Source organism: Nocardia higoensis NBRC 100133, from assembly GCF_000308595.1.
Classification (GTDB): Bacteria; Actinomycetota; Actinomycetes; order Mycobacteriales; family Mycobacteriaceae; genus Nocardia; species Nocardia higoensis.
Window position 1 is genome coordinate 17697 of sequence record NZ_BAGA01000064.1, and the last position, 11975, is coordinate 29671.

Below are 11975 nucleotides of genomic sequence, written 5' to 3' on the forward strand. Positions count from 1 at the left end.
TCGCCATGGACAACAGAACCGATATCCTGCAGTGGTGCCGGGAATACCTCGGCGAGGCGCTCGGCGTCGATCCGCAGACCATCGACCCGGCCACCGATTTCGACCGGCTCGGGGTGGACTCCGTGGTCGCCGTCGCGCTGCTGATGGAGATCGAACAGCACTACGGCGTCGACATCCCGCCCGAGGAACTGTTCGCCGAGCCGACCCTGGATGCCCTCGCCGGCTACGTGGCCGACCGGTCCGAGCAGGTCGCGTGAGCGCCGCCTCGGCCGACGGGGCGCGCGCGGCGGCGATCCGGCATCACTACGACGTCGGCAACGACTTCTACCGGCTCTGGCTCGACCCATCGCTGACGTACTCGTGCGCCATGCCGGAGAACCGCGGCGACACACTCGAACTCGCGCAGGAGCGCAAGCTGCGCTACCACCTCGACGCCGTCCGGGCGGACCGGGCCGGCGCCGTGCTCGACATCGGCTGCGGCTGGGGTTCGCTGCTGCGCGGGCTCGCCGCCCGCGGCGTCGCGCGCGGGGTCGGCCTGACCCTCAGCGACGAGCAGGCCGCGCACGTGCGCGGGCTCGGGCTGCCGGGGGTGTCGGTGCAGGTGTGCGACTGGCTGCACTACGAGACCGACCGACGCTTCGACGGCATCGTCTCGATCGGCGCCTTCGAGCATTTCGCCACTCCCGACCAGTCGAGCGTCGACAAGATCGCGGTCTATCGCGAGTTCTTCGGCCGCTGCCGGGACTGGCTGCACGAGGACGGCACGCTGTCGGTGCAGACCATCGCCTACGCGAACATGTCCCCGCAGCACGCCGACAGCTTCATCCAGCGCGAGGTGTTCCCGAACGCCGATCTGCCCACCCTCGCCGAGATCACCGCCGCCGCCGAAGGGCTGTTCGAGATACGCACGGTGCGCAACGACCGGCTCGACTACGCGTGGACGTGCGAGCAGTGGGCCCGCCGGTTGCGCGCGCGCCGCGACGAGGCCGTCGAATTGGTCGGCCCCGAGATCACCGAACGGTACGAGCGCTACCTGAAGCTGTCCGCGCTGGGATTCCGGATGGGCAAGATCTGCCTGCTGCGGATTGTGCTCGACCCGTATCGCGACGGCTACTTCGTCGGGCGGCGGGACCTCTGATGGGTCCGGCGCCGGGCGCGGTGGCGCGCTTCAATCCCTTCACCGACGATTTCCGCGAGAACCCGTATCCGATGTACCGGAGCCTGCGGGCGGGTTCGCCGGTGCATCGGACCATGGGCATGTGGGTGCTCACCCGGCACGCCGACGTACGAACTGTGTTGCGGGACCGGGCGTTCGCGGTCGACGTGATTCCCGGGATGTTGCGGCGGCAGGCCGGGCGGCTGGAGATATCCGATATCGAAGGCATCGACCGCCTGGCGCGGACCTCGCTGGTGTTCACCGGCAACCCCGAGCACGCGCGCCTGCGCGCACTGGTCAATCCGGTGTTCACCGCCTCCGCCGTCGTCGGGCTGCGGCCGCGGGTCGCCGCGATCGCTGAAGAGTTGACCCGGCAGGCGTGGCGCGCAGGCGGGATGGATGTCGTCACCGACTTCGCGGCCGCGCTGCCGGTGCGGGTGCTCGCCGATTGGCTCGGCCTGCCGCCCGGTCTGCGTGACCACCTCGCGGGATGGACCCACGACATCCGGTTCCTGCTCGAACCCGGTCTCATGACGGCCGCGGATTTCGAGCGCGTGCGGGTGGTGGTCGACGAGTTCACCGCGGCGTTGCGCGAGGTCGTCGCGCAACGCCGCGCCCGGCCGGGGGAGGACCTCGTCAGCCGGCTGCTGGCCGCGCGGATCGGTGCCGGCGGCCGGCTCAGCGAGCAGGACGTGGCATGTGTGGCGATCATGTGCTTCGTCGCCGGCGTGGAGACCACGAAATCGTTGATAGGCAACGCTGTTCTGGCCCTCACCACGCATCCGGCGCAACAGCGGCAATTGCGCGCCCGGCCGGACCTGCTCGCGTCCGCGGTGTCGGAGGCGCTGCGCTACGACAGCCCGCTCCAGCACACCAAGCGCCGGGCGACCCGCGACACCGCACTGGGCGATCACGTGATCCGTGCCGACGATCAGGTGCTGCTGTGCCTGGGCGCGGCGAACCGCGATCCGGCGGCTTTCCCCGATCCCGACACCTTCGACATCACCCGCGACACCGCGGGCCAGCTGGCCTTCGGCCACGGATTGCACGGCTGCCTCGGGGCGCCCCTGGCGCAGATGCAGGCCGAGATCGCTCTCGGGTGTCTGTTCGGCCGCCCCGGACGGCTCGTGGCGGCCGCCGCCCGGCCGCAATGGCAGGACCACAGCTTCATCGTCCGTGGACTGCGGCATTTCCCGGTCACCGTCGAAAGTCGTTGAGCCGAATCATTATCCGTTCGCGGAGAGGAAGACGTCATGTCGGGTATCGAGCTGTTTCCCGAGATCCTGCGGCGTCGCGCCGCGGCCCGGCCCACCGGCACGGCCTATGTGTTCCTCGACGACCACGGTGCCGAGGTGGCGGCGCTCACCTACGCCGAACTGGAGCGGCGGGTTCGCGCGGTCGCCGGGCGACTGGCCGGCGCCGCCGCACCGGGCGAGCGGGCGCTGCTGCTCTTCCCGCCGGGCCTGGACTTCATCGTCGCGTTCTTCGCCTGCCTCTACACGGGGGTGATCGCGGTTCCGGTGATCCCGCCGCGCCGGGGCGGGCTCCATCCCGCGACCCGCGGCATCGTCGCCGACTGCGCCCCCGCGGTCGTGCTCACCGTGGCCGGGCCGCCCGACGCGGATCTGCTGTCCGAGGGGGCGCCGGAGTGGATCGCGGTCGACGAGATCGACACCCGCGCCGGGGAGTTCGTGTCACGGCCGGGCGACCCCGACGCGGTCGCGTTCCTGCAATACACCTCCGGGTCCACCGCCGCGCCCAAAGGCGTGCTGGTCACTCATCGGAACCTGATCGCCAACCAGGAGATGATCCGGCGCGCGTTCGGTCACGACGAGTCCTCGACGTTCGTCGCCTGGGCGCCGCACTACCACGATCAGGGCCTGATCGGAAACATCCTGCAACCGTTGTATCTCGGATCGGCCAGTGTGCTGATGGCGCCGGTGAGCTTCATCCGACGCCCGCTGCTGTGGCTCGACGCGATCTCGCGGTACCGCGCGCACACCAGTGGCGGCCCCAACTTCGCCTTCGACGCCTGCGTCGCGCACGCCGCGCGCGGTGCTGTTCCCGACCTGGATCTGAGCAGCTGGGCGGTGGCGTTCAACGGCGCCGAACCGATCCGCGCCGAGACGCTGCGGCGTTTCACCGAGACATTCGCGCCCTACGGCTTCCAGGAGCGGGCGCTGTATCCCTGCTACGGGCTCGCCGAGGCGACATTGCTGGTGAGTGGTAGCGGTAAGGGCAAGGGGCCGCGGCGGTTCGAGGCCGACGCGGCCGAATTGCGCCGGGGCAGGATAGTTTCCGCGTCGCCGGAGGCCGGCGGCACGACGCTGATCGGTTCGGGTGTGCCTGCTCCCGGTGTCGAAGTGCTCGTCGTCGACCCGGCAACCGCCCGGCCGTGTCCGCCGGACCGGATCGGTGAGATCTGGGTGGCGGGAGCGCATGTGGCGGCAGGCTACTGGCGCAACACCGAGGCCACGGCGGCCGTGTTCGTCACCGCCACCGCCAGCGGCGACGTCGGCGGCAGCGGCAATGTCGGCACCACCGCCAGCCGCACCGTCACCGCCGTCGGCGGCAGCGGCAACGAGCGCAGCGGCAGCGATGAGGACGGTGGCGGAGAACGCCGGTTCCTGCGGACCGGTGATCTGGGGCAGATCGTGGACGGCGAGCTGTTCGTCACCGGGCGGTCCAAGGATCTGATCGTCGTGCGCGGTCGCAACCACTATCCGCACGATCTCGAGCACACCGCGCAAGCCGCGCACCCGGCGGCGCGCGCGGGCGGCGGCGCCGCGTTCACCGTCGAGGGCCCCGACGGCGAACAGTTGGTGATCGTGCAGGAGATCGACCGCGCGCACCCGTGGTCGGCCGGCGCGAGCCTGGAGATCAGCACGGCGATCCGCGCCGCGGTGGTGCGCGATCACGACCTCGCGCCGAGCCGGATCGTGCTGACGACGGCGGGTGCGCTGCCCAAGACCAGCAGCGGCAAGATCATGCGCGGGGCCGCACGAGCGCGCCATCTCGCCGCCGGGTTCCCGCCGTGGGCCCCGGCGGCCGCTGCGGCCGGACGCTGAGCCGAGCGGTGGCCGTGGGCAGGCATTGTCCAGTACTTCACCTGGAATCCAGGGCTATATCCGTACCGTCGTTCGGAATTCAGCTTCGCGTCACCATTCCGGCGACCAGGACGCTGTGCGGGTTTCATCGGCGGTTACCTCCCGCCACTAGCGTTGCTCCTACCTTGAATGAAGGAGCAGGCGCAATGGAGTTCCGTCATCTGGTTTCGTTCATCACGATCGCCGAAGAGTTGCACTTCGGCCGCGCGGCACAGCGCTTGCATCTCACCCAGCCGAGCCTCAGCGCCCAGCTGCAGAAGCTGGAGAAATCACTGGGCGTGCAGTTGGTCGCTCGAAACTCACACGAAGTCAAGCTCACTCCCGCCGGCCGGGAGTTCGAGGCGCAGGCGAGACTGGTCGTCACCCAGCTCGGCCGGGCGGCGGAAGCGGCCAAAGCCACCGCGGCGGGCCGGTCGGGCACCCTGGACATCGGCTACAACCTGCCAGCGAGCAGGCATGTGCTGCCCGCCGCGCTGACCAGGATGACCGAGCGATATCCCGACATCGACGTGTCGTTGTGGGAGAAGCGGACCGGCCCGCAGCTGGCCGCGCTGGCCGACGGCACGCTCGATCTCGCCCTGGTCTACGGCCATCCCAATTCCCCGGAGTTCCGTTACCGGCGTCTGCTGCACCGGGTTCCGCTGGTGGCGGTGGTCGGGCGCAGGCATCGCTGGGCCGAACGACCGGGGGTGCCCTTCGCCGAACTCGCCGGCCAGAACTGCGTGCTCTTCGCCCGCGAGCAGTGCCCGGCCATGTACGACGCGATCTTCCGGGCCGCCGCCGACAACGAGATCGCCCTGTCGATCACCCACACCGCCGACGATCCCGGCGCCACCGCCCATATGGTGTCGGTGCGGCCGCTGGTCGGCTTCGCCTCGCTGCCGAGGGCGATCTCCATGGGCATGGGCAATCCCGGCAACGGCTCGGTGGCGATCAAATTGCTCGATCCCGTTCCCACGCTGGATTTGTACGCGGTGTGGCGGGCCGATGAGACGAAGCCGGCCGTCGAGATGTTCCTGGAATGCATGGAATTGTCCGATTCCCTACAGATGGATTCTGTCGCCGCCGTTCCGACGCGCGCCGCTGGATAGGCGATGACATTCGCGCGGTAGAAATCGCGATCGTATCCGGCGATCGTGGATCGGGCCCCGCAGAATTCATATCGTGAACACAGTTTCTGTGGCCGAAAATGGTTTCGATATAGCGGATTCCGAGGGCTTGTACTCGGTGATCTCCGGCGCCGCGCGGCGGCATCCGACGCGGCTGTCGCTGTGTGGCGCCGATGGCACCCAACTCGATTGCCTGCAGGTCGACCGGCGGGTGCGCGCGCTCGCCTCGGCGCTGCTGGCGCAGGGAGTACGCGCCGGTGACCGGGTGGCCGTGCTGGGCCGCACCGGCCTGGAATGGGCGCTGCTGGACTGCGCGGTGCCGGCGATCGGCGCCGTGGTGGTGCCGGTGTACCCGACATCCTCGCCGGTCCAGATCGCCCACATCGTCGCCGACAGCGGCAGCGCGTACTTCGCCGCCGAGACCGGCGAGGACGCCGAGCGACTGCGCGCGGCCGGTGCGCGGCAGGTGTGGACCTTCCCGCAGGTGGCCGAATGGTCGCTGGGCGCGCAGAGCCCCGAGCTGGACGGGGTGATCGCGGCGGTGCGGGCAGGCGACCCGGCGATGATCGTCTACACCAGCGGCACCACCGGGCTATCGAAGGGGTGTGTCATCACCCACCGCAACATGTTCGTCTCCGCGGCCAACACCGTGCGCCGCACCGGCGACCTGTTCGACGGGACGACGGTGCTCGCGCTGCCGCTGGCGCACGTGTTCGGCCAGACGATCCTGTTCGCCTGCCTGTTCGGCGGCAGCCGAACCCATCTGCTGCCCGCCATCCCGGACCTGGTGCCCGCCCTGCCGGTGCTGCGGCCCACCTTCCTCGCGATGATCCCCTACGGCCTGGAGAAGATCCGCAAGTACTGCCGTACCAAGCTTTCCGGCGCGGAGGAAGAGGACGCCGCGGTGGCCCGCGGGCTGGAAGTGCTGCGCGCCGGGCAGGTGCCCGAGCCGGTGTCGCATCCGGTCTCCGACGCGCTGGGCGGCAGGCTGCGCGGGGTGATCTCCGGTGGCGCCTCGCTGGACGAGTCGACCATCGGATTCTACGCCGGATTCGGCGTGTTGCTGCTCAACTGCTACGGCCTGACCGAGGCGGCCACCGCGGTGACCGTGAACGCGGTGGATACGCACCGGCTGGGCACCGTGGGCAGGCCGATTCCCGGCACCGAGGTCGCCGTCGCCGCGGACGGCGAGGTGCTGGTCCGCGGGCCGCACGTCTCGCCCGGCTACTGGGGTGCGGCCGCGGACGTGCCGATGGCCGATGCCGAGGGTTGGCTGCGCACCGGTGATCTCGGCGAACTCGATGCCGACGGATACCTGCGTATAACCGGGCGCAAGAAGGAGATCCTGGTGACCTCCGGTGGCAAGAACGTCGCGCCCGCCCCGCTCGAGGATCGGATCCGGTTGCACCCGTTGGTCAGCAACTGCATGGTCGTCGGCGACGGCCGCGACTTCGTGACCGCGCTGGTCACCCTGGACGGGGATCAGGTGCGCCGCCGTCGCGCCGCCGATCCCGGCCTGGATCTCGACGCCGAGATCGGCGCGGCGGTCGAGGCGGCCAACGCGCTGGTCTCGCGCGCGGAATCGGTGCGCGCATTCCGGATCGTCGACGGCGATTTCACCGTCGAGGACGGCCTGATCACCTCGTCGCGGAAATTGCGCCGGGCAGCCGTGGAAAAGGCCTACGCGGACGATATCGCGGCCCTCTATTCCTCGCGCAGCGTCGCGCGATAACTCATTTCGATCGGCCGATGAACGACCCCTGCCGGGGGTGGTTCGGACCGTTTCTCGCTCGCAGACTCGAACTCGAAGTTCTCACTCCCGGAAAGTGATGCGAATATGTACGACGTCATCGTTGTCGGTACCCGGGTGGCCGGTGCGCCGCTCGCCATGCTGCTCGCCAGGAAGGGATACCGGGTCCTGGCCGTCGACCGGGCCACCTTTCCCAGCGACACTCCCTCGACCCATTACCTGCACCAGGCCGGGCTCGGTTTCCTGAAGTCGTGGGGGCTGCTGGACCGGGTCGTCGCCACCGGGTGCCCGCCGATCCGGCACCTGAATTTCTCCTACACCGACATCGACATCAGGGGCTTCGCCGACCCGTCGGCCGACGGCATAGACGCCGTGTACTGCCCGCGCCGCACCGTGCTGGACGAGGTGCTGGTGGAGGCCGCCGGTGCGGCGGGCGCCGAGATGATCCAGGGCTTCACCGTGAGCGAACTCGTCTTCGACGGGGACCGGGTGGCAGGCATTCGCGGCAGTGTCGCGGGCGGTGCCGAACAGGAGTTCCGTGCCCGCCTGGTGGTCGGCGCCGACGGCGCGAACTCCGTGGTGGCCAAGGCGGTCGGCGCGCAGACCTACGAGGGTTCGCCCGGGTCCTGCTTCATCTACTACTCCTACTACGAGGGCGTGGACTGGGGGATGCAGCACCGCACCGGATTCGGCGAGCAGCAGTTCGCCGGCTGGCCGACCAACGACGGCCTGACCCTGGTCGCGGTCATGCGCAAGCGCGACCGGTTCCGCGCGTTCCGCGCCGACCCCGACGCAGGCGTGCAGGAAGTCGTCGAGCAGATCGACCCGGAACTCGGCACGCTGCTGCGGGAGAAGGGCACCCGGGTCGAGCCGTTCCGGCCGATGCTGTATCCGGACAACTACCGTCGCCAGTCGTTCGGTCCGGGCTGGGCACTGGTCGGCGACGCCGGCTACCACAAGGACCCGTTCACCGGCTGGGGCATCACCGACGCCTTCAAATACGGCCAGCTGCTGGCCGATCTGGCCGATCTGGGCCTGTCCGGCGACCGCCCGATGGACGAGGCGCTGGCCGAATACCAGCGTGAGCGCGACGCCCAGAGCGCCAGCACCTTCGAGCTGACCCTGAGTATCTCCGAGCTCACCCTGACCCCGTACTACGACTCGGTGTTCCGGGCCACCAGCATGGACCCGGACTACATCAAGAAGTTCTTCGGCCTCATCGCCGGCATCTACCCGCCGGACAAGTACTTCGGCGAGCAGGAACTGGCCGAGCTGTACGAGAAGGTGAACTTCCCCGCCTCGGCGCGCCACGTCAGCAAGAACGGGGTGACCGCGTGACCGCCGCGCTGATCGCCCTCGGCGACAGCTTCGTGGAAGGGCGCGGCGACGTCGCGCCCGACGGCGGCTATCGCGGCTGGGTGCCGCGCCTGGGCGGGCAGCTCGGCCTGCGACCCGCCGCCGTGCGCAATCTGGGCGAGCACGGGGCGACCACCTCGGCGGTGCTGGAAAACCAGCTGCCGCAGGCGTTCTCGGCGCGCGCCTCGCTCTACGGGGTGGTCGTGGGGGTCAACGACCTGGTCAGCGACTTCCACGCGACCCGGTTCGAGCGCAACCTGCGGACCCTGTTCACCACGCTGCGCGCCACCGGCGCGACGGTGTTCACCGCAGGCTACCCCGATATCCCGGCCCGGCTGCCGGTGCCGCCGGGTATGCGCGCCCTGCTGCGCGAGCGATTCGCCTTCGCCAACACGGTGCTCGACACCGTCACCGCCGACACCGGCACGCTGCGGCTCGACCTCGCGGGCGATCCCGAATGGGAGCGCCCCGAGGTGTGGACCGCCGACGGCCTGCACCCCGCCCCGCTCGGTCACCACCTGTTCGCGGTGGCCGCCGCCGACCTCATCGCCGCCCACACCGCGACCATCGTCGCCGCCTGAGACACCCGCTCGGTCCGAGAGGAACGTTCCGTGACAGACGACAGACGCCTGGCCCGCAACCCGATTGCCATCGTCGGCATGTCGGGGCTGCTACCGCACGCGCGCAACCACCGAGAGTACTGGCAGAACATCGTCGACGGTGTCGACTGCACCACCGAGGTCCCGGCCTCGCGCTGGAGCCTGGAGGACTACTACGACCCCGACGCCGCGACACCGGACAAGACCTACTCGCGGCGCGGGGCCTTCCTGCCCGACATCGAGTTCGACCCGCTGGAATTCGGTCTGCCACCCAACCAGCTCGAGGTCACCAGCACCATGCAGACCCTGAGCCTGGGGGTGGCTCGCGACCTGCTCGCCGACGCGGGCGCGACCGGCTCGTCCTGGTACGACCCCAGCCGCACCGGCGTGGTGCTCGGTACCACCGGGCCCGTGCCGCTGATGCACCCGCTGGCCGCGCGGCTGTCCACGCCCGTGCTGGAGGAGGCGGTGCGCTCGGTCGGGCTGACCCAGCGCGACGCCGAGGCGATCGCCGCCAAGTACGTCGCGGCGTTCGCGCCGTGGGAGGCCAACTCCTTCCCCGGCCTGCTGTCCAACATCACCGCGGGCCGCATCGCCAACCGCCTCGGCCTGGGCGGGATCAACTGCACCGTCGACGCCGCGTGCGCGGCCTCGCTGGCCGCGTTGCGGACCGCGATCGCCGAACTGCAGGACGGCCGCGCGGACATGATGATCACCGGCGGCGTGGACACCGAGAACACCATCTTCATCTACCTGTGCTTCAGCAAGGTCGGCGCGCTCTCGTCGTCCGGGCAGATCAAGCCGTTCGGCAGCGACGCCGACGGCACCCTGCTCGGTGAGGGCATCACCATGCTCGCGCTGCGCAGGCTCGCCGACGCCCGGCGCGACGGCAACCGGATCTACGCGGTGATCCGCGGCCTGGGCTCCTCCAGCGACGGCCGCGCCAAGAGCATCTACGCCCCGCGCGCGGGCGGGCAGCGCGTCGCTCTCGACCGCGCCTACGCCGACGCCGAGATCTCCCCGGCCGACATCGGCCTCATCGAAGCCCACGCGACCGGCACCCCGGTGGGCGACCGGACCGAGCTCACCGCCTTGAAGGAGCTGCTCTCCGACGCGACCCCCGAACCCCGCTTCGCCGCGCTCGGCAGCGTGAAATCCCAGATCGGGCACACCAAGGGCGCGGCGGGCACCGCCGGCCTGATGAAGCTGGCGTTCGCGCTGCATCAGAAAGTGCTGCCCGGCACCATCAACGTGACCGCCCCGAACGCCGAGATCGCCGCGCCCGAGGCGCCCTACTACGTGAACTCGCGCACCCGGCCCTGGATCCGCGACCCGCAGCGGCCGGTGCGCCGTGCCGCCGCCTCGGCATTCGGCTTCGGCGGCACCAACTTCCACGTGGTGCTCGAAGAAGCCGATTCCGGACGCGACCACCAGCGGGTGCTGCACCGCACGGCCCGCGCGCACCTGTGGCACGCCCCCGATGTGGCCGGGCTCATCGACGCCGTGCGCAGCGTCGCGCCGGTCGACGGCGGCCCGATCCCGGAATCGCACGCCCGCGTCGGCTTCGTCTCGGTCGACGACGAGAACGCCGAGCACTTGCGCTCGCTGGCGGTGGACGGACTGGTCGGCAATCCCGACGCCACTGCCTGGGACCATCCCGAAGGCGTCTACTACCGCGCCGCGGCGCTGCCCGGCCGCAAGGCGGGCGCACTGTTCGCCGGGCAGGGCAGCCAGTACGTCGATATGGGCGCCGACGCCGCGATGGCCCAGCCCGCGGTCGGCGCCGCGTTCGACGCCGCCAACGTCGCGTTCGCCGGCGAACCGGTGCGGCTGTCCTCGGTGGTGTTCCCGCCGCCCGCCTTCGACGAGGCGACCGCGGCCGAACACGAAACCGCGCTCCGGCGTACCGAATTCGCCCAGCCCGCCATCGGCGCGTTGTCCGCCGGGCAGTACGCGGCGTTGCGCGAGCGCGGCTTCCGCGCCGAGGCCTACCTCGGGCACAGCTTCGGCGAGCTCACCGCGCTGTGGGCCGCGGGCGCGCTGACCGGCCCCGACTTCTTCGCCCTGGCCAAGGCGCGCGGCGCGGCGATGGCGCCGCGCGCGGGCGTCGAGGCGGGCACCATGGTGGCGCTCAACGCCGCCATCGAGGTCGCGCGGGAGATCGTCGACGGCATCGACGACGTCTGGATCTGCAACCACAACGCACCCGACCAGGTGGTGATCGGCGGCGGGGCCGAAGGCGTAGCCGCCGCCGTCGCGATGTGCGCCGAACGCGGCGTCGCCACCAGGGCGCTGCCGGTCTCGGGCGCCTTCCACACCCCCTACGTGGCACACGCGGTCGAGGACTTCGCCGCCGCGCTCGCCGAGATCACCCTCGGCGCGCCCGACGCGCCGGTGTACGCCAACAGCGCCGACGCCCGCTACGGCGACGACAGCGCCGCCAATCGCGAGGTGCTCACCCGGCAACTCGGCCGGCCCGTCGAATTCGTCGCCGCTCTCACCGCGATGCGCGACGCGGGCTGCACGGTGTTCGTCGAATTCGGCCCCAAGCAGGTGCTGACCTCACTGGTGCGCCGCACGCTCGGCGAGGATGTGATCGCCATCCCCACCGACTCCGGCCCCATCGGCAACAGCGATCTCGCGCTGACCCGGGCGGCGGTGCGGCTGGCCGTGCTCGGTTTCGAACTCGAGGCGATCAACCGCCACGTCGAGCCAGAGCCCGCCGTCGCGGCCCGGAGCCGACGGATGACGGTCACCATCTCGGCGCCCGAGTATGTGCCGGAGACCCGCCGCGCCGCCTACGCCGCCGCCCTCGACAACGGCTATCGGGTCGGTGTGGGCACGTCGCAGGACGGTGTGAGCTCGCCCGGCACTGCCGTCTCGCCCGCCGCGGCGCAC

At 70.6% G+C, this 11975-nt stretch carries 9 protein-coding genes; all 9 read left to right on the forward strand.

Translation table 11 applies throughout. The features are described from left to right. The first annotated feature begins 5 nt into the window (after positions 1-5). Positions 6-257, forward strand: coding sequence for an acyl carrier protein (locus tag ON26_RS08595; RefSeq protein ID WP_040795487.1), 252 nt, complete (start codon positions 6-8; stop codon positions 255-257). After that, positions 254-1138, forward strand: coding sequence for a class I SAM-dependent methyltransferase (locus ON26_RS08600; protein ID WP_040795488.1), 885 nt, complete (start codon positions 254-256; stop codon positions 1136-1138). The genes ON26_RS08595 and ON26_RS08600 overlap by 4 nt, the downstream gene beginning before the upstream one ends. Next, entirely contained in the window at positions 1138-2373 is a 1236-nt protein-coding gene (locus tag ON26_RS08605) for a cytochrome P450 (RefSeq protein ID WP_040795489.1), read from the forward strand. The genes ON26_RS08600 and ON26_RS08605 overlap by 1 nt, the downstream gene beginning before the upstream one ends. A gap of 36 nt (positions 2374-2409) precedes the next feature. Further along, positions 2410-4224, forward strand: a complete 1815-nt coding sequence (locus ON26_RS08610) for a fatty acyl-AMP ligase (protein WP_040795490.1) — start codon at positions 2410-2412, stop codon at positions 4222-4224. A gap of 185 nt (positions 4225-4409) precedes the next feature. Further along, positions 4410-5354: a LysR family transcriptional regulator gene (locus ON26_RS08615; RefSeq protein ID WP_040795491.1), complete on the forward strand. Its 945-nt coding sequence runs from the start codon at positions 4410-4412 to the stop codon at positions 5352-5354. Positions 5355-5427: 73 nt separating this feature from the next. Next, complete coding sequence (locus ON26_RS08620; RefSeq protein WP_040795492.1) at positions 5428-7104, forward strand: AMP-dependent synthetase/ligase; 1677 nt, start codon at positions 5428-5430, stop codon at positions 7102-7104. Between the two features lie 105 nt (positions 7105-7209). After that, a complete protein-coding gene (locus ON26_RS08625) occupies positions 7210-8460 on the forward strand; it encodes an NAD(P)/FAD-dependent oxidoreductase (protein WP_040795493.1) in 1251 nt (416 codons plus the stop codon). Then, the gene (locus ON26_RS08630; protein WP_040795494.1) at positions 8457-9059 is read left to right on the forward strand and encodes an SGNH/GDSL hydrolase family protein; all 603 of its coding nucleotides are present in this window, start codon (positions 8457-8459) and stop codon (positions 9057-9059) included. The genes ON26_RS08625 and ON26_RS08630 overlap by 4 nt, the downstream gene beginning before the upstream one ends. 30 nt (positions 9060-9089) lie before the next feature. Then, positions 9090-11975, forward strand: a 2886-nt coding sequence (locus ON26_RS08635) for a type I polyketide synthase (protein WP_040795502.1), incomplete at its 3' end; no start/stop codon positions are given.

Excerpts from the sequence above, each read along its gene's own strand:
- ON26_RS08595 (WP_040795487.1), top strand. The coding sequence starts at position 6 with ATGGACAACAGAACCGATATCCTGCAGTGGTGCCGGGAATACCTCGGC.
- ON26_RS08605 (WP_040795489.1), top strand. The coding sequence starts at position 1,138 with ATGGGTCCGGCGCCGGGCGCGGTGGCGCGCTTCAATCCCTTCACCGAC.
- ON26_RS08610 (WP_040795490.1), top strand. The coding sequence starts at position 2,410 with ATGTCGGGTATCGAGCTGTTTCCCGAGATCCTGCGGCGTCGCGCCGCG.
- ON26_RS08615 (WP_040795491.1), top strand. The coding sequence starts at position 4,410 with ATGGAGTTCCGTCATCTGGTTTCGTTCATCACGATCGCCGAAGAGTTG.
- ON26_RS08625 (WP_040795493.1), top strand. The coding sequence starts at position 7,210 with ATGTACGACGTCATCGTTGTCGGTACCCGGGTGGCCGGTGCGCCGCTC.